17 protein-coding genes are annotated in these 18,787 nt (G+C 46.4%); all 17 read left to right on the top strand.

Features of this window, described 5'->3' with window-relative positions; all coding sequences use genetic code 11:
- Positions 1-51: 51 nt before the first annotated feature.
- The 17 genes from V5G21_RS20735 (at position 52) to dpaB (ending at position 18,771) form a co-directional block, all read left to right on the top strand.
- Positions 52-4,344 carry a PolC-type DNA polymerase III gene (locus V5G21_RS20735; RefSeq protein WP_073304197.1) on the top strand — a complete coding sequence of 1,431 codons (4,293 nt, stop codon included), beginning with the start codon at positions 52-54 and terminating at the stop codon, positions 4,342-4,344.
- Between the two features lie 202 nt (positions 4,345-4,546).
- The gene (gene rimP / locus V5G21_RS20730) at positions 4,547-5,017 is read left to right on the top strand and encodes a ribosome maturation factor RimP (RefSeq protein ID WP_011247075.1); all 471 of its coding nucleotides are present in this window, start codon (positions 4,547-4,549) and stop codon (positions 5,015-5,017) included.
- A 30-nt stretch (positions 5,018-5,047) separates the two neighbouring features.
- Positions 5,048-6,154, top strand: a complete 1,107-nt coding sequence (nusA, locus tag V5G21_RS20725) for a transcription termination factor NusA (RefSeq protein WP_011247074.1) — start codon at positions 5,048-5,050, stop codon at positions 6,152-6,154.
- Between the two features lie 21 nt (positions 6,155-6,175).
- Positions 6,176-6,451: an RNase P modulator RnpM gene (rnpM, locus tag V5G21_RS20720; protein ID WP_063608340.1), complete on the top strand. Its 276-nt coding sequence runs from the start codon at positions 6,176-6,178 to the stop codon at positions 6,449-6,451.
- Positions 6,448-6,756, top strand: a complete 309-nt coding sequence (locus V5G21_RS20715; protein ID WP_011247072.1) for a L7Ae/L30e/S12e/Gadd45 family ribosomal protein — start codon at positions 6,448-6,450, stop codon at positions 6,754-6,756. Before rnpM ends, V5G21_RS20715 begins: the two co-directional genes overlap by 4 nt.
- A gap of 13 nt (positions 6,757-6,769) precedes the next feature.
- The gene (infB, locus tag V5G21_RS20710) at positions 6,770-9,055 is read left to right on the top strand and encodes a translation initiation factor IF-2 (RefSeq protein ID WP_011247071.1); all 2,286 of its coding nucleotides are present in this window, start codon (positions 6,770-6,772) and stop codon (positions 9,053-9,055) included.
- A 47-nt stretch (positions 9,056-9,102) separates the two neighbouring features.
- Positions 9,103-9,333, top strand: coding sequence for a DUF503 domain-containing protein (locus tag V5G21_RS20705; protein WP_235360744.1), 231 nt, complete (start codon positions 9,103-9,105; stop codon positions 9,331-9,333).
- 25 nt (positions 9,334-9,358) lie between these two features.
- Complete coding sequence (gene rbfA, locus V5G21_RS20700; RefSeq protein ID WP_011247069.1) at positions 9,359-9,715, top strand: 30S ribosome-binding factor RbfA; 357 nt, start codon at positions 9,359-9,361, stop codon at positions 9,713-9,715.
- An 87-nt stretch (positions 9,716-9,802) separates the two neighbouring features.
- Positions 9,803-10,711: a tRNA pseudouridine(55) synthase TruB gene (gene truB / locus V5G21_RS20695; protein WP_011247068.1), complete on the top strand. Its 909-nt coding sequence runs from the start codon at positions 9,803-9,805 to the stop codon at positions 10,709-10,711.
- A 79-nt stretch (positions 10,712-10,790) separates the two neighbouring features.
- The gene (ribF, locus tag V5G21_RS20690; protein WP_235360749.1) at positions 10,791-11,681 is read left to right on the top strand and encodes a riboflavin biosynthesis protein RibF; all 891 of its coding nucleotides are present in this window, start codon (positions 10,791-10,793) and stop codon (positions 11,679-11,681) included.
- Between the two features lie 241 nt (positions 11,682-11,922).
- Entirely contained in the window at positions 11,923-12,192 is a 270-nt protein-coding gene (gene rpsO / locus V5G21_RS20685) for a 30S ribosomal protein S15 (protein WP_011247066.1), read from the top strand.
- A gap of 170 nt (positions 12,193-12,362) precedes the next feature.
- Positions 12,363-14,495, top strand: a complete 2,133-nt coding sequence (locus V5G21_RS20680; protein WP_011247065.1) for a polyribonucleotide nucleotidyltransferase — start codon at positions 12,363-12,365, stop codon at positions 14,493-14,495.
- 106 nt (positions 14,496-14,601) lie between these two features.
- A complete protein-coding gene (locus tag V5G21_RS20675; protein ID WP_011247064.1) occupies positions 14,602-15,603 on the top strand; it encodes a polysaccharide deacetylase family protein in 1,002 nt (333 codons plus the stop codon).
- Positions 15,596-16,840, top strand: a complete 1,245-nt coding sequence (locus V5G21_RS20670) for a M16 family metallopeptidase (RefSeq protein WP_011247063.1) — start codon at positions 15,596-15,598, stop codon at positions 16,838-16,840. The genes V5G21_RS20675 and V5G21_RS20670 overlap by 8 nt, the downstream gene beginning before the upstream one ends.
- A gap of 47 nt (positions 16,841-16,887) precedes the next feature.
- Positions 16,888-17,118: a YlmC/YmxH family sporulation protein gene (locus V5G21_RS20665; protein WP_011247062.1), complete on the top strand. Its 231-nt coding sequence runs from the start codon at positions 16,888-16,890 to the stop codon at positions 17,116-17,118.
- A 170-nt stretch (positions 17,119-17,288) separates the two neighbouring features.
- Positions 17,289-18,173, top strand: a complete 885-nt coding sequence (gene dpaA, locus V5G21_RS20660; protein ID WP_035201428.1) for a dipicolinic acid synthetase subunit A — start codon at positions 17,289-17,291, stop codon at positions 18,171-18,173.
- A 16-nt stretch (positions 18,174-18,189) separates the two neighbouring features.
- The gene (gene dpaB, locus V5G21_RS20655) at positions 18,190-18,771 is read left to right on the top strand and encodes a dipicolinate synthase subunit B (RefSeq protein WP_035201425.1); all 582 of its coding nucleotides are present in this window, start codon (positions 18,190-18,192) and stop codon (positions 18,769-18,771) included.
- The last annotated feature ends 16 nt before the right edge of the window (positions 18,772-18,787 follow it).

Here is an 18,787-nt window from a genome sequence, read left to right as displayed (position 1 = left end):
GCAGGCTGGCTAGTCGTCAGCCTGTTTACGCTTTAGCAAGGAGTGAAACAAATGAGCCAAGCGAAAGAGACGAGAAAAGAGCGCCTTCAACTATTGCTTGACCAGCTGCAAATTCCAGATGACGGCCGTCCTCATTTTCAAGACGGCTATATTGAAAAACTAGCAATCTCAAAAGAACAGAAAATCTGGCATTTTTTCATTCGATTAGAACGGTTGCTGCCAGCCGAATGGTGCGAACTGTTTAAAGGGCGTCTTGCCCAGACGTTTCGGGACATTGCCAATGCACGTTGCTCATTTGCATATGCCAACAGCGAGACGGATGAAACAGTATGGCGCAGCTATTGGCCTCTTATCGCCAACGAGTTGGCGCGTGTCTCTCCACCTCTTGCTGCTACGTTGCAAAAGCAAGCCCCGACAGTCAATGACAATAAGCTGTCTTTAATAGCGCAAAACGAAGCGGAAGCAGAAGCGATAAGGCGAAAGCTTGCCGACCCGTTTAAAGACATATGCGGCCAGTTTGGCTTACCTGTATTGCCCCTTGCAGTCGCCGTACAACAATCACAGGAAGCCTATGATGAGTTTGTCCGCAAACGTGCTGAAGAAGACCGGTCAAAAGTGGTCGAAGCGATGTTGGAAAAACAACGGGTTGAAGAGGAAATGGCGAAGCAAGTAAAGCAAGCGAACTTGTCTATGGGTTATCCCATTAAAGACGAGCCGACGCCGCTGGAAGCGATTGTCGATGAAGAACGGCGCATTACCATTCAAGGCTATGTGTTCGCAACAGATATTCGCGAGCTCCGCAGTGGGCGCACATTGCTAACCTTTAAAATGACAGATTACACCGATTCGATTTTAGTGAAAATGTTTTCCCGGGATAAAGAAGATGTGCCCGTCATGCAAGCGGTCAAAAAAGGCATGTGGTTAAAGGTGCGAGGCGGCATCCAGAACGATACATTTGTGCGCGACCTCGTTATGATTGCCAATGATTTTAACCAAGTAACGCCAATTGTCCGCGAAGATACTGCTGAACAAAAACGAGTTGAACTTCATACCCATTCGACAATGAGCCAAATGGATGGCGTCGTTTCTGTTGGCAGGTATATCGAGCAGGCTGCAAAATGGGGCCATCCAGCGATTGCCATTACAGATCACGGCGTTGTCCAAGCGTTTCCAGAAGCATATGGCGCTGCCAAAAAGCATGACATTAAAGTGATTTATGGCATGGAGGCAAATGTCGTTGATGACGGCGTACCAATTGCTTACAACTCAGACCACCGTCACTTGCTCGAAGAAGAGTATGTCGTCTTTGACGTGGAAACGACCGGTCTGTCGGCTGTCTACAATACGATCATTGAGCTTGCTGCCGTCAAAATCAAAAACGGCGAAATCATCGATACATATGAATCGTTTGCAGACCCAAAAGAGCCTCTGTCCGCAACGATCATCGAATTGACAGGGATTACCGATGACATGGTCCAAGGCGCTCCTGAACCTGCTGAGGTGCTGAAGCAATTTCGTGAATTTGCCGGCGATGCCACGTTGGTTGCCCATAATGCGAGCTTTGATATTGGCTTTTTGAATGTCGGTTATAAAAAACTAGGCTTTTCGGAAGTCACAAACCCAGTCATTGACACGTTGGAGCTTGGCCGTTTTCTGTACCCAGAATTAAAAAACCACCGTCTTAATACGTTATGTAAGAAATTTGACATTGAGCTCGTCAGCCATCACCGCGCGATTTATGATACACAGGCAACAGCATATTTGCTTTGGAAAATGGTCAAAGATGCGGCGGAGAAAGAAATTGTTTACCATGATGAATTAAATAACCATATGGGGCAAGGGAATTTCCACCGTCAACGGCCGTTCCACTGCACGCTGCTTGTCACATCGCAAACAGGGTTGAAAAATTTATACCAGCTCGTGTCCATGTCCCATGTTGATTACTATTTCCGGACGCCACGGATCCCTCGTTCCCAGTTAAATAAACATCGCGAAGGGTTGCTAATCGGTTCTGCTTGCGATAAAGGAGAAGTCTTTGAAGGCATGATGCAAAAATCTGCCGATGAGGTGGAGAAAATCGCTGGTTTCTACGACTTTTTAGAAATTCAACCACTCGGCAATTACGGACACTTGATTGAACGGGAACTCGTAAAAGATAAAACGGCATTGCAAGAAATTGTCGGCAATATTGTCGCTCTTGGCGAGCGGCTAGGGCTGCCGGTTGTGGCCACAGGGAATGTTCATTATTTAAACGAGGAAGATGCGATTTACCGCAAAATTTTAATTGCTTCCCAAGGGGGAGCCAATCCTCTTAATAAGCAGAAGTTGCCGGACGTCCATTTCCGGACAACAACGGAAATGCTTGAAGAATTTTCCTTTCTCGGGGCAGAACAGGCAGAGAAAGTGGTTGTCACTGCTTCTAATGACATTGCCGCACAAGTGGGTGATGTCCATCCGATTCCAGATGACTTATATGCCCCTAAAATTGAGGGCGCTGACGATGAAATCCGGAATATGAGCTATGAACGGGCCAAGATGATTTACGGCGATCCATTGCCGGAAATTGTAGAAGCCCGTTTGCAAAAAGAGTTAAAAAGCATTATTGGCCATGGTTTTGCTGTTATTTATTTAATTTCCCATAAACTAGTTAAAAAATCGCTTGATGATGGCTATCTCGTTGGCTCCCGGGGGTCCGTCGGTTCTTCGTTTGTGGCAACGATGACGGAAATTACCGAAGTGAATCCGCTGCCGCCTCATTATGTATGCCCGTCATGCAAGCATTCCCATTTCTTTGATGACGGTTCTGTTGCGTCTGGCTATGACTTGCCTGATGCTGAATGCCCGAAATGCGGCAGTATGTATATTAAAGATGGACAGGATATCCCGTTTGAAACGTTTCTTGGGTTTAAAGGCGACAAAGTGCCTGATATCGACTTGAACTTTTCAGGTGAATACCAGCCTCGTGCTCACGCTTATACAAAGGAATTGTTTGGCGAAGACTACGTGTACCGTGCCGGGACAATTGGCACAGTAGCGGATAAAACAGCATACGGCTATGTAAAAGGCTACCAAAGCGACCATGATTTGCTCATGCGTGGGGCAGAAATCGACCGCCTTGTCGCCGGCTGCACAGGCGTTAAACGGACAACGGGCCAGCATCCAGGAGGAATCATCGTTGTTCCAGACTATATGGACATTCATGATTTTTCGCCGATCCAATACCCGGCCGATGACAAAAATGCAGAGTGGAAAACGACGCATTTTGACTTCCATTCGATTCATGATAATTTGCTTAAGCTCGATATTCTTGGACACGATGATCCGACGGCGATTCGCATGCTTCAAGATTTAAGCGGAATCGATCCAAAAACGATCCCGACGGATGACCCTGACGTGATGAAAATCTTTGCTTCACCAGATGTCCTCGGTGTGACAGAAGAACAAATACTGTGCAAAACCGGTACGCTCGGCATTCCTGAGTTTGGCACCCGCTTTGTTAGGCAAATGCTTGAGGAAACGAAACCAAGCACCTTTTCTGAGCTGTTGCAAATTTCCGGGCTCTCCCACGGGACTGACGTTTGGCTTGGCAATGCCAATGAACTCATTTACAATGGCACGTGCGAATTGAAAGATGTCATTGGCTGCCGTGATGACATTATGGTTTACTTAATTTACAAAGGGCTCGAATCGTCACTCGCTTTTAAGATTATGGAGTTTGTCCGAAAAGGCAAAGGCTTGCAGCCTGAATGGGTCGAAGAAATGAAAAAGCATGATGTGCCGGATTGGTATATTGATTCATGCACAAAGATCAAATATATGTTCCCGAAAGCACATGCGGCTGCCTATGTGTTGATGGCTGTGCGGATAGCTTATTTTAAAGTCCATCATCCGATTTTGTATTATGCAACCTATTTTACTGTTCGTGCTGATGACTTTGAACTGGACATTATGATCAAAGGCGCAAGTTCGATTCGTGCCAAAATGGAAGAAATCAACGCGAAAGGGCTTGACGCGTCCCCGAAAGAGAAAGCTGTTTTGACGGTGCTCGAGCTCTCACTAGAAATGTGCGAACGTGGCTTCGGTTTTCATAAAGTTGATTTATATAAATCATCAGCAACAGAGTTTATAGTTGATGGCGATAAGCTGTTGCCACCTTTTAACGCACTAAACGGCGTCGGCACAAACGCGGCTCTAAACATCGTCAAGGCTCGGGAAAATGGCCACTTTTTGTCAAAGGAAGACTTGCAGCAGCGGGCCAGATTGACAAAAACGGTTGTCGAGAATTTGTCTGAACATGGCTGTTTAGAAGGCTTGCCTGAGTCGAACCAGCTATCGTTGTTTTAAAGACGGGCTTGCCTTGCAAGCGTAGTGCTTATGTGGTACAATCGTTTATGGTAATAGTTAGCATACGATGATGGAGAAAAGAGTGGGGGGCACCCACTCTTTTTGTTCGCATTGCGGGTTCGGCGTTTAAAAGCGTCTCCTGTTGTGTATGCCTGTTCTAGAAGCGGATACGTTTTTAATGATGTAAAGGAGGAATTGGCGATTGAGTAAAAATGTTTCTCGTACCGTAGAACAACTCGCAGAGCCGATTGTCCGCGAACTTCATTTGGAACTCGTGGAAGTAGAATATAAAAAAGAAGGGCCTAATTGGTATTTGCGTGTGTTTATTGACGCAGACAGAGGGGTCAACTTAGATGATTGCGAAGCTGTGAGTGAAAAGCTGAGCGAAGTCTTGGATGAGGTGGATCCGATTAAAGAGGCGTATTTTCTAGAAGTGTCATCCCCTGGGGCAGAGCGGCCGCTAAAAAAAGAAGCGGATGTAAAAAAAGCAGTCGGCAAAGGCGTGTACGTGACAACGTATGAACCAATTGACGGCCAAAAAGCGTTTGAAGGCGTCCTTGTATCATTTGAAGACGCCACGCTTGTTATTGAAGGAAAAAACAAAACAAGAACAGTGACCTACACCGTGCCATACGCGAAAGTGGCAAATGCGCGGCTGTCGATCCTGCTCTAGTTGCAAGCGAAATAAGGGAGGTTCCTTTCCATGAACAGCGAATTTATGGAAGCTTTGTCAACACTTGAAGCAGACAAAGGCATCAAAAAAGAAGTCATTATTGAAGCAATCGAAGCTGCGCTTATTTCTGGCTATAAGCGTAACTTCGGCCAAGCGCAAAACGTGCGCGTTGATGTGAATCGGGACAATGGCAGCATCCGCGTGTTTGCCCGCAAAGTCGTCGTGGAAGAAGTATTTGATAAACGCTTGGAAATTTCAGAAGCGGAAGCGCAGCGGATTAATCCGCATTATGAAGTCGACGATATTGTCGAAATTGAAGTCACACCAAAAGACTTTGGCCGAATTGCTGCACAAACGGCGAAGCAAGTCGTCACGCAACGTGTTCGGGAAGCAGAGCGGGGCATCATTTATTCTGATTTTATTGACCGTGAAGAAGATATTATGAACGGCATTGTCCAACGTCAAGACCATCGCTTTATTTACGTTGACTTAGGGAAAGTTGAGGCGCTTTTGCCGCTGTCTGAACAAATGCCGAATGAAACGTACAAACATAATGACCGCATCAAAGCATATATTACGAAAGTCGAAAAAACGACAAAAGGCCCGCAAATTTTAATTTCCCGCACCCATCCTGGGCTCTTAAAGCGTTTGTTTGAATTAGAAGTGCCGGAAATTTACGATGGCACCGTAGAAATTAAATCGGTTTCTCGCGAAGCGGGGGATCGCTCGAAAATCGCCGTCCACTCCGACAACCCCGAAGTCGATTCAGTCGGAGCTTGTGTAGGCCAACGGGGCCAACGGGTACAGACAATTGTCGATGAACTCAAAGGCGAAAAAATTGACATTGTTGAATGGTCAGAAGACCCAGTTGTCTATGTGGCCAATGCCCTTAGCCCAGCAAAAGTAATGAAAGTCAATGTGCTTGAAGGGGAAAAAATGACACAAGTCATCGTCCCTGACTACCAGCTGTCTTTAGCAATCGGCAAACGAGGCCAAAACGCCCGATTGGCCGCTAAGCTGACAGGTTGGAAAATTGATATAAAAAGCGAATCAGAAGCCCGTGAGCTTGGCCTTCTTGATGAGGAAAATGAAAATGATGAGTTAGAAGAATTCACAAATGAGGAAAATGAACGTTAGGAGCAGGAGGCGGAAAATCGCATGAAACAACGGAAAGTACCGCTGAGAAAATGCATTGTGACCAATGAAATGAAACCAAAGCAAGAACTTGTGCGGATCGTGCGCACACCTGAAGGCACAGTCGAATTGGACCCAACTGGCAAAAGGAATGGCCGGGGCGCTTATTTGACGAACAGTGAAGACGTGTTTAACAAGGCTAAAAAGCGCGATAGCCTAACGCGCCATTTGCAAGTGCAAGTGACCGCAGACGACTATGACCGCTTGATTGCAGAGCGGGTAAAGGTGAAAAAGCGGTGAGCAACGATAAAAAGCTGCTCTCGCTCCTTGGCTTATGCCAACGTGCCGGACAGCTTGTTACAGGGGAAGAATTGGTTCTTGCCGCGATTCGCAAACAGGAGCTGTCAATGGTGATCCTTGCTGGCGATGCTAGCAGCAATACCGAAAAGAAAATCAAGGACAAATGCGGCTATTATAAAATCCCAGTCTATCAAACGAGCGACCGTTTTGCGCTTGGGCAAGCGATCGGTAAAGAAACGCGCGTGGCAATAGGCATAAGGAGTGAAGGATTTGCGAAGAAAATCGCCGCATTACTGAGCCAATAATGGAGGTACGTATATGTCAAAAGTGCGAATCTATGAATACGCGAAGGCAAATAATGTTCAAAGCAAGCAACTAATCGAAAGTTTAAAATCAATGGGTGTGGAAGTGTCAAATCATATGTCAGCAATTGATGAAGAAACATTAAACAAAGCAAAGCAAGCAGGAAAGCCTGCCGCTGCAAAAGGGCAAGGGTCCACTAGTAACCAAAAGCAAAATAGCCAAAATCAACGGTCAAACCAAGGGCAAAAGCAACGCCCACAAAACAACCAGCAAAACCAAGGACAAAAGCAGCGCCCGCAAAACAATCAGCAAAGTCAATCTCAAGGGCAAACGAAACGCCCAAGCCAAGCGAGCAATAACCAAAGTGGCGCCGCAAAATCGCAAGCTGGGAAACCAAACCAAAACCGTGGCGGAAACCGTCCTGGTGGCCAAGGGCGTCCAGGCAGCAACAACCGCCGTCCAGGAAATAACCAAAATCGCCGCAACCATGGCAACCGTGGCGGAAAGCGTCGTCCGCAGTCAAAAGTCAATCATCAGCAAATGCCGCTGCCTGAAAAAATTACAATTTCAGGTTCCCATACGGTCAGTGAACTTGCCGCTAAGCTCCATCGTGAAGCCTCTGAATTGATTAAGAAATTAATCGGTCTTGGGGTTATGGCTACCATTAACCAGGAGCTTGACAAAGATACGATTGAATTGTTGGCCGCTGATTATGGGGTGGAAGTCGAAGAAGAAGTGATTGTGGATGAGCTCGATATTGAGTTGTATGATCGTGAAGATAAAGAGGAAGAATTAAAAGAGCGCCCGCCAGTTGTGACAATTATGGGCCATGTCGACCACGGAAAAACAACGCTGCTTGATTCAATCCGTAACACGAAAGTGACTGCGGGGGAAGCAGGAGGCATTACTCAGCATATTGGCGCTTACCAAATTGAACACTCAGGTAAAAAAATTACCTTTTTAGATACACCAGGTCACGCAGCCTTTACAACAATGCGGGCCCGGGGCGCGCAAGTGACGGACATTACGATTCTTGTTGTGGCTGCTGACGATGGCGTCATGCCGCAAACGAAAGAAGCGATCAGCCACGCGAAAGCGGCTGAAGTGCCGATTATTGTCGCTGTCAACAAAATTGACAAGGAAACAGCAAGTCCAGATCGAGTGATGCAAGAGTTAACGGAGTTTGAGCTTGTCCCTGAAGCTTGGGGAGGCGACACGATTTTTGTTAATGTTTCAGCACTGACGGGTGAAGGCATTGATGAGTTAATTGAAATGATTCTACTCGTTGCCGAAGTGGAAGAATTTAAAGCCAACCCAGACAAACTCGCGACAGGTACAGTTGTTGAAGCACAGCTTGATAAAGGGCGCGGCCCAGTTGCCACGCTTCTTGTTCAAAGCGGGACGTTGAATGTCGGGGACGCAGTCGTTGTCGGCAGCACATTTGGCCGCGTGCGTGCGCTTGTGAATGATGTCGGCCGCCGCGTCAAAACAGCAGGACCGTCTGCACCAGTGGAAATTACAGGCTTAAACGAAGTGCCGCAAGCGGGGGACCGTTTCCAAGCATTTGAAGACGAGAAAAAAGCCCGCCAATTAGGCGAAGGGCTAATGGCCCGTTATCGGGAGCAAAACTTAACAGCATCGTCAAAAGTAAGCTTGGATGACTTGTTTAACCAAATTCAGCAAGGGGATGTTAAAGACATTAATGTCATCATCAAAGCCGACGTCCAAGGCTCAGTTGAAGCGATGAAAGGATCGTTGGAGAAAATTGATGTGGCAGGCGTAAAAGTCAATATCATCCACACTGGCGCGGGTGCGATCACGGAATCAGACATTATTTTGGCGTCTGCTTCCAACGCGATTGTCATCGGGTTCAACGTTCGCCCTGATGTGAACGCCAAACGTGTGGCTGAAGCCGAAAACGTCGATATTCGTCTCCACCGTGTTATTTACAATGCGATTGACGAAATTGAACAGGCAATGAAAGGCGCCCTTGATCCTGAGTTTGAAGAAAAAGTCATCGGCCAAGTGGAAGTACGGACGACATTCAAAGTTTCGAAAGTCGGCACGATTGCCGGTTCTTATGTAACAGAAGGAAAAATCACCCGCAATTCTTCTGTCCGTTTGATTCGTGACGGCATTGTCATTTATGAAGGCGAACTGAACGCTCTTAAACGCTATAAAGACGATGCTAAAGAAGTGCAGGCTGGCTATGAATGCGGAATTACGCTTGATAAGTTCAATGACATTAAAGAAGGCGACATGATAGAAGCGTATGTCATGGAAGAAGTGAAACGTGCCTAATGATGGCCAGTGTCCGCTGCGAGCTGTTCATTTATGAGGCACAGTCATTGAAGGATAAACGATCCGTCTTGCAAAGCGTGCTTCGCAAAGTGAGGCAACGTTGCAATGTTTCAGCAGCAGAAACAGGTTACCAACAAACTTGGCAACGCGCAGAGCTGTCGCTTTGCGCAGTTGCTGCTAGTAAAAAAAGCGCTGAAGCTGAACTATTACGCGCATTGGCGATAATTGATCAGGCAGAAGCGGCTGAGCGCACATTGACCAACTGGGAGTGGGCGTGATTCCCATTAGTAGAGGTGATCGATTGTGGCGAATAACCGTGCTGTTCGCGTCGGCGAACAAATGAAAAAAGAATTGAGTGACATCCTTATTCGCGATATTAAAGACCCCCGTGTCCGTTTTGTCACGGTGACCGGGGTAGATGTCACAGGGGATTTACAACAAGCGACGGCTTTTATTACGGTGCTCGGTGATGAGGAAGAACGCAAAGCGACCCTTGCCGGCCTTGAAAAGGCAAAGGGGTTTATCCGTACGGAATTGGGCAAGCGCATTCGCCTTCGGAAAACACCTGAGCTCAGTTTTTCGTTCGATGAATCGATCCAATACGGCAACCGAATTGAAAGCTTATTGCGCGATTTGAATAAAAATGATTCGAACGAGTAGTTGCAAAGGAGAGCGCGCAGACGTTCTCCTGAGGGTAGCGCACTGACGCTATCCTTTCTTTTTTTAGTAAGACAGGGAGTGATGTTGATGGAGCCAACAGGGATTGTGGTGCTGGACAAACCGAAAGGATGGACATCCCACGATTGTGTCCACCAAATGCGGAAATGGTTTCAAACACGGAAAGTCGGCCATACAGGGACGCTCGATCCCGAAGTGGATGGCGTTTTGCCGATCTGCATCGGCAAAGCGACCAAAGTGGTCAAATACATGTCCGATTACGATAAAACGTATATAGGGGAAGTCACATTCGGCGTGGCGACGACAACGGAAGACGCACACGGTGAAGTCGTAGAAGAGAAACGCGTCAATAAACCGTTTACGCGTACGGAAATTGAAGCGTTGCTGCAAGCCTTTATCGGCAAAATTGAGCAGACACCCCCTTATTATTCGGCTGTAAAAGTAAACGGCAAACGCTTGTATGAATACGCTCGAGCTGGCATCGAAGTCGAGAGGCCAACGCGCACAGTGGAAATAAAAGCGTTGACATTGACGGAAATAACAACTGCGAAGCCAGGTTGTTTTTCGTTTGCCTTTTCTGTCACATGTACAAAAGGTACTTACATCCGTACGCTTGCCGTTGATATAGGCAAAAAAGCTGGCTACCCTGCCCATATGTCAAAGCTGACACGGACAGCATCTGGCCCGTTTACACAAGCAGATGCCATTCCTTTATCTGCATTTGCGGAAATGAGTTTGGATGAGCGCCTGAATAAGTTGCGCCCCCTTGATACGGCTCTACAGCATTTTCCACGGGTCACTGCCGATAAGGAACTGGAAAAACGAATACGCAATGGTGCTGTCCTGGAGAAAAGCGCTTCTTTTGGAGATGGGCGTTTTTTGTTTTATAATGAACAAGGAGATTGCTTGGCATTGTATCAAGCACATCCAACAAAGGCTGGACTTATTAAACCAGAAACGTTATTTTGTCATGTTTAACGGTAAAGGGGGAAAAGTGGTGGTAGTGGAGCTAGATCTAGATTCAATTAGCCACATAGAGGCCCCAGCGCCAACAGCTATGGCTCTTGGCTATTTTGACGGCGTTCACAAAGGGCACAAGGCGGTCATCGAAACCGCTAAAGCAGAAGCGGCTAAACGGGGCATTCAGTCTGCGGTGATGACGTTTTACCCCCATCCGAAAGAAGTGCTTGGTAAACCGGATCAGCCAATTGATTATTTGACGCCTCTGCAAGCAAAAGTGGCGCGCCTAAAGGCGTTAGGGGTCGACGTTGTCTACGTTGTCCATTTTACGAAGGCGTTTTCGAAACTGACGCCACAAGCTTTTATTGAGCGGTTCGTGATTGGTTTAAACGTCAAGCATGTGGTGGCAGGCTTTGACTTTACATACGGCGTTAAAGGGGAAGGCAAGATGGACGATATTGACCGTTATGCGAACGGGCGCTTTACGCATACAACGGTCGAACAAGTGAGCGATGAGCAAGAAAAGATTTCGTCAACGCGTATTCGTAAACAGCTGTCAGAAGGAAATGTCAGTGAAGCGGCCAGCCTCCTCGGCTACCCGTATGTTTTCTCTGGAACAGTTGTCCATGGAGACGCACGGGGACGGTTAATTGGCTATCCGACTGCAAACATTGTTGCAAAAGAGCGGTTCATCGTGCCGAAAACAGGCGTCTATGTTGTCACATTGACACATGCGGGCAACACATACGAAGGAATGGCGAACATCGGCTATAAACCAACATTTGTCGATGATTTAGCAAAGCCAATCGTGGAAGTGAACATTTTCGACTTCAATCAGGAGATATACGGGGAGACGGTGGAAGTCGCGTTTTACGAACGGATTCGTTCGGAACAAAAATTTAGCGGCATTGACGAAATCAAAGCACAGCTTGGCCGTGACCGTGCCACGGCGTTGCAGTTTTTCAAGCAACATACGGCCAATGGCTAAGTGCGGACACCTAAACGGTTAACGTCTTTAAGGGGAAGCCTACGTTTTTAGCGCGTCCAAGTGATTTTTGCGATGTGGTTACAGGCAAAGAAGATAAAATGAACGCTTGCATTTGCAGATCAATCAAGCTATCATAGAAAGTGTCTGCATCCCCATGCGGACACGATACCCGTTTCTTGGCAAAACGACTCACCACCGTTTGCTCGGAGATTGGGGTTTTAGGGAAAAGGAGGTGGCTCTGATGGCATTGACACAAGAGCGTAAAAATGAATTGATTGCAGAATTTAAAACGCATGAGACAGACACTGGTTCTCCAGAAGTCCAAGTCGCTATTCTTACGGAGCAAATTAACACTTTGAACGATCACTTGCGCACGCATAAAAAAGATCACCACTCTCGTCGTGGCCTTTTGAAAATGGTCGGTCAACGTCGTAACTTGCTAACTTATTTACGTAATAAAGACGTAACGCGTTACCGTAACCTTGTTGACAAGCTTGGCTTGCGTCGATAGTTTTGCAAAAAAGCGGGGGATGATCTCCCGCTTTTTTCTTCATGCCTTCCGTTAGCAGGCGACAAGCTTAGAAAAATGGAAAACGACCCTAATTTCACTCTTTTAAACTTGTTCTGATTCGGTCATAATAAGAAAGAAGAATTTTAGTTGTACGAGAGGAGTACACATTCATGGATCAAGAACGTCATGAGTTTTCAATTGACTGGGCTGGCCGGACATTAAGTGTCGAAGTCGGTCAATTAGCCAAACAAGCCAACGGAGCGGTTCTCGTCCGTTATGGCGATACTGCTGTTCTATCAACAGCGACTGCTTCAAAAGAACCGAAAGACCTTCCTTTCTTTCCGTTAACGGTCAATTATGAAGAACGTTTATATGCAGCGGGAAAAATTCCAGGTGGGTTTATTAAAAGGGAAGGGCGTCCAAGCGAACGGGCGATTTTAACAAGCCGTTTGATTGACCGTCCAATTCGACCGCTGTTTCCAGACGGGTTTCGTAACGATGTCCAAGTAATCAGCATTGTGATGAGCTCTGACCAAGACGCCTCTCCTGAAATGGCAGCAATGATCGGTTCATCACTGGCTCTGTGTGTGTCTGACATTCCGTTTGAAGGGCCGATTGCTGGTGTGACTGTTGGAAGAATTAATGGCGAATTCATTATGAACCCAACGCCAGCTCAACTTGCAGAGAGCGACATTGACCTAACTGTTGCTGGAACAAAAGAAGCGATCAACATGGTCGAAGCCGGTGCTAAAGAAGTCCCAGAAGACGTAATGTTAGAAGCCATTTTAGCCGGGCATGAGAACATTAAAAAAATGATTGCTTTCCAAGAAAAAGTGGTGGAAGTTTGCGGCAAAGAAAAACGTGAAGTGCAGCTGAAAACTTTTGACGCTGAATTGGAAGCACGCTTGCGTGAAAGCGCGGAAGCGAGCATCAAAGAAGCGGTTCGGATTGCGGAAAAACACGCGCGTCAAGATGCGATCGATGAGATCATTGCTGCACAAGTGGAACAACATTCAGACGATGACAGCATCAATGTGGATGAAGTAAAAGAGATTTTGCAAATGTTCGTGAAGGAAGAAGTCCGTCGCTTAATTACTGTCGAAAAAATCCGTCCTGATGGACGAGGCGTTGATGAAATCCGCCCGCTCTCGTCACAAATCAAGCTGTTGCCTCGTACACATGGCTCCGGTCTCTTTACAAGAGGACAAACACAAGCACTTAGTGTCTGTACGCTTGGTGCCCTTGGCGATGTACAAGTGCTAGATGGTTTGGGCATCGAAGAGACGAAGCGGTTTATGCACCACTACAATTTTCCGCAGTTTAGCGTTGGCGAAACCGGTCCGATTCGCGCGCCAGGACGCCGGGAAATCGGTCATGGGGCCCTTGGCGAACGTGCGCTTGAGCAAGTCATTCCAAGTGAGCAAGAGTTTCCTTATACGATCCGGCTCGTATCTGAAGTGTTGGAGTCGAACGGATCAACTTCACAAGCGAGCATTTGTGCAAGCACGTTAGCGATGATGGACGCAGGTGTGCCAATTAAAGCGCCAGTGGCAGGCATTGCGATGGGGCTTGTCAAACAAGGGGAACATATGACGGTGCTCACTGATATCCAAGGCATGGAAGACGCCCTTGGCGATATGGACTTTAAAGTCGCTGGCACAGCGAATGGCGTTACAGCTTTGCAAATGGATATAAAAATTTCCGGCATTAACCGGGAAGTGCTCGAACAAGCCCTTGAACAAGCAAAACAAGGCCGAATGAAAATTTTAAGCAACATGATGGAGGCCATTGACAAACCTCGTGCCGAGTTGTCGGAGTATGCGCCAAAAATTTTGACGCTAACGATCAATCCTGACAAAATTCGCGATGTCATTGGACCAAGTGGGAAAGTCATTAATAAAATTATTGAGGAAACAGGCGTGAAAATAGACATTGAGCAAGACGGCACTGTCTACATTTCTTCCCTAGATACCGCCATGAACCAAAAAGCGAAACAAATCATTGAAGATCTTGTTCGAGAAGTTCAAGTCGGCGAAACATACCATGGGAAAGTCAAACGCATTGAAAAGTTTGGTGCCTTTGTCGAACTGTTTAAAGGCAAGGATGGCTTGCTGCATATCTCACAAATTGCTGAAGAGCGGATCAACAAAGTCGAAGATGTCTTTAAGCTCGGTGATGAAGTAGATGTTCGCGTCACTGAAATTGACAATCAAGGACGAGTTAATTTGTCTCGCAAAGTCCTGTTAAAAGAACAACGGGAAAAGCTAGAAAAAGAAGAAGCAAAAGATACAGCGAACGAATAAGAAACAAAGACTGGGGAAAATTCCTAGTCTTTTTTTATGGTCAAACGTCTAGTCCTCTTCATTTGCTCATAGACATGCTAGTAAGTATCTAGCAGGAGGGGACACAATGAAACAAAAATGGCTTCACTTCTGTTTGTGTGGTGTCATGGTCGTGCTGGCAATAGGCGCGATTCAAAACCCATTTTCGCTTCAGTATATCGACACCTTGAAAACAAACGCAACGGAAGATGTAGATACAGAAGAGAATGAGTTGTTAAAACAAATTAAAGCGCATGCAGAAAAAGTGGCGATTCCAGCAACAAACGCACGCATTGACAAAGTCTGGAAAGCATTGCCAGGTTATAACGGGCTTGAGGTCGACATTGAACAATCTTATAATAAAATGAAGGAGTCTGGAAGTTTCAACCAGTCTAAACTCGTCTTTAAAGAAACAAAACCGGATGTCCATCTTGAGGATTTGCCACCAGCCCCGACGTATAAAGGTCACGAAGAAAAGCCGATGGTTAGCTTTTTAATCAATGTCGCCTGGGGAAATGAGTATTTGCCTGATATGTTAAAAGTGTTGCAGCAGTATGATGTCAAAGCGACGTTTTTTTTAGATGGATCATGGGTGAAAAAAAATCCACAACTTGCTGTAATGATTAAAGAAGAAGGCCATGAGATTGGCAGCCATGCTTATTCGCACCCTCACATGAATGCCCTCTCTAAGGCGGAAATAGACGAAGAGTTAACAAAAACGACGGAAGTAATTGAAGCAACACTGGATGTCACACCAAAATGGTTTGCTCCCCCAAGCGGCGAATTTAATCAACTGGTGGTTGAACGAGCCGCTGCCTATGATATGCGTACCATTTTATGGACAGTTGATACAATTGACTGGAAAAAGCCCGAACCATCTGTTATGGTTGAACGGGTTGTCAATCAAATGCAGGCAGGCTCGATGTTGTTGATGCATCCTACAGAGTCATCGTCAAAAGGACTTGAAGCGATTATACAAGGGATGCAAGAAAAACAGTTGCAGATCGGGACTGTTAGCGATTTAATGGATGAAACAAGAATTGCCGCAAAAATGACAGCTGAGAGCAATGGGGGTACAAAACGTGATTAAAAAAGAGACGCTGGACAACGGCGTGCGCATTATTGCGGAAGCCAACGAGGCCATTCGGTCTGTTGCGATTGGCATCTGGGTAAAAACAGGCTCCCGCAATGAATCAAATGAGGAAAATGGCATTTCCCATTTTATTGAACATATGTTGTTTAAAGGAACAAAAACGCGTTCAGCCAAACAAATCGCAGAAGCGTTTGACCGCATTGGCGGACAGGTCAATGCGTTTACGGCAAAAGAATACACATGCTACTATGCTAAAGTGCTAGATGAGCATGCTGCTTTGGCCCTTGATGTACTACAAGATATGTTTTTTGACTCTATTTTTGATAAAACAGAAATAGAGCGTGAGAAAAAAGTGGTGCTCGAAGAAATCAAAATGGTGGAGGACACGCCAGACGACCTCGTCCACGATTTGCTTAGTCAAGCTGTTTTTGGCCGTTCCTCGCTAGCGAACCCTATTCTTGGCACAGAAGACACGCTCCAAACATTTAGCCGTCAGCAAATCAGTGATTACATGAAGCGTTTCTACGCAGGTGAACGAGTAGTCGTGTCGGTTTGCGGCCATTTTGACGATGCGTTGCTTGAGCAAATCAGACAAACCTTTTCCCGTGTGAAACGAGCACCGGAACCGTTTGCTGTGCCAACAGCGACTTTCTCGCCGACAGTGAAATATCGCCAGAAAGATTCTGAGCAAGCACATCTATGTTTAGCCTACCCTGGCCTGGAAATTGGTTCAAACCGTTCATTTGGGCTGATTTTGCTAAACAATGCCCTTGGCGGCAGCATGTCGAGCCGTTTATTCCAAACGATTCGCGAAGAACAAGGCTTATGCTATTCTGTTTTCTCCTATCATTCTTCGTATGAACAAATTGGTACGCTTACCATTTATGCAGGTACGCAAATGGCACAGTTGCCAAAGTTAACGGAAGCTCTTGCAGAAGTAACGAAAGCGGTGCGTGCAGAAGGCCTTAGCAAAAAAGAGTTGGAAAATGGCAAAGAGCAGCTCAAAGGCAGCATTATGCTTGGGCTTGAAAGCACAAGCAGCCGCATGACACGAAATGGCAAAAATGAATTGCTTTTACAAGAACATAAAACATTAGACGAGTTGATCGCGGATATTAATGCTGTCAGTTTGGAGATGGTCAACGATCTAGCTAGCCAGCTCCTTCGGGATACGCCGGCTGTTTCACTTGTCGCCTCAAGCGAAACAATGCCGTCAACGATTTTCAGCAACTAGTCTACTTTCTTTCCGACGTACATACATTGGAATAAGAGGTGATGGGCTTGCGGCTAAGTGAAATTGCTAACAAAGAAATCATTGATTTTGAGAAAGGCGAACGTCTTGGTGTTTTGGGACAGACCGATGTGCTGTTTGACGAGCACACCGGGGAAATTCACGCCTTTGTTGTCCCGACGAGCCGCTGGTACCAATTAAACCGCAAAGACAAAGAAGTAACGGTTTATTGGCAGCAAATTAAAAAAATCGGCCAAGACATGATTATTATTGAAACATAAGGATGGTGGTTGCCTTTGGCGACCGCCTCAATAAGGCAGAGAGACGCTCGCATACGTCGTTGTTTGCCTACCGTTGAAAGCTTGCATTTGCAAGCTTTTTTTGTGTCTGCACCGATTGGTTCACTTAGTCATATGCTTTAAAAGAAGCAACGCATAAAAGGAGGATCAGCATGCTCACTGGAACCCATGTGGTCATGATTGGCGGCGATGCACGCCAGCTTGAGATCATTCGCAAATTATCGGCACTTGACGCAAAAATTTCCCTTGTTGGTTTTGAACAGTTAAATGATGGCTTCATTGGCGCAAGCAAGCAAGAGTTGCCTGATATCGAGTGGTCGACAGTGGATGCGATTTTGTTGCCGGTGGGCGGCATGTCCAATGATGGCCTCATTGCCAGCGTTTTCTCAAACCAGCAATTAAAGTTGAAAGCCGCTTACTTAAATGAAACGCCCGACCATTGCACGATTTATACAGGCATTTCAACAGACCGATTAGAAAAATTGGCTGCAAAAGCAAAGTGTAAAATTGTCCTATTAATGGATCGCGATGATGTGGCGATTTACAACTCGATTCCGACAGCTGAAGGCGCAGTCATGCTGGCGATCCAGCATACAGACCATACGATCCACCATGCGAAAGTGGCGGTGCTCGGCCTTGGCCGCATCGGCATGACCATTGCCCGCACATTCCATGCCCTTGGTGCGAGCGTTTTTGTCGGTGCAAAGGAAACGGCATTGCTCGCCCGTGCCTTCGAACTCGGAGTCGAGCCATTTCCCCTTACTGCACTAAAAGAAACGTTAAAAAACATCGATCTCGTTATCAATACCATTCCAGCTAAAATTGTCACATCTGACGTCCTCGCCGAATTACCACAACATGCTTTTGTCCTTGACTTGGCCTCAAAACCTGGTGGCGTCGATTTTGCGTACGCCAAAAAAAGAGGCTTGAAAGCCATGCTCGTTCCTGGTCTTCCAGGCATGGTCGCCCCGAAAACAGCAGGCAAGATTTTAGCAAATGTTTTAAGTGATTTGCTTCATGAACAAACACAATCATAACGAAGGAGCGTGCGCGATGCTTAAAGGCAAACATATAGGGTTTGGCCTGACTGGCTCACATTGCACATTTGACGCTGTTTATCCGCAAATCGAGAATTTGGTTGAGCTCGGCGCGAAAGTCACCCCTTTTTTAACCTATACAGTAGAGACGACAGACACCAAGTTCGGCGACAGTGGGGATTGGATGAAACGGCTGCAAACGATCACTTCTGAGCCATTTGTCAATTCGATGGTCAAAGCAGAGCCCTTTGGGCCGAAAACCCCTCTCGATTTAATGATTATTGCCCCGATGACAGGAAATTCGATTTCTAAATTTGCGAATGCGATGACAGATAACCCTGTACTTATGGGGGCTAAAGCGACATTGCGTAACGGCAAGCCTGTCTTGCTTGGAATTTCTACCAACGATGGCCTTGGATTGAACGGCGTTAACATTATGCGCTTAATGGCAACAAAAAATATTTACTTTATTCCATATGGCCAAGATGACCATGTGAAAAAGCCGAATTCCCTTGTAGCCCATATGGATCAACTCATTCCAGCAGCTGAAGCAGCCATGCACGGCAACCAACTTCAGCCTGTTCTTGTACAAAAATAGGCTTTGGACAGTTGCG

This window comes from Shouchella rhizosphaerae (assembly GCF_036700015.1).
GTDB classification, from domain to species: domain Bacteria; phylum Bacillota; class Bacilli; order Bacillales; family Bacillaceae_D; genus Shouchella; species Shouchella rhizosphaerae.
Note: the sequence above shows the minus strand (reverse complement) of the source record. Positions and strands in the feature narration are given on the sequence as shown.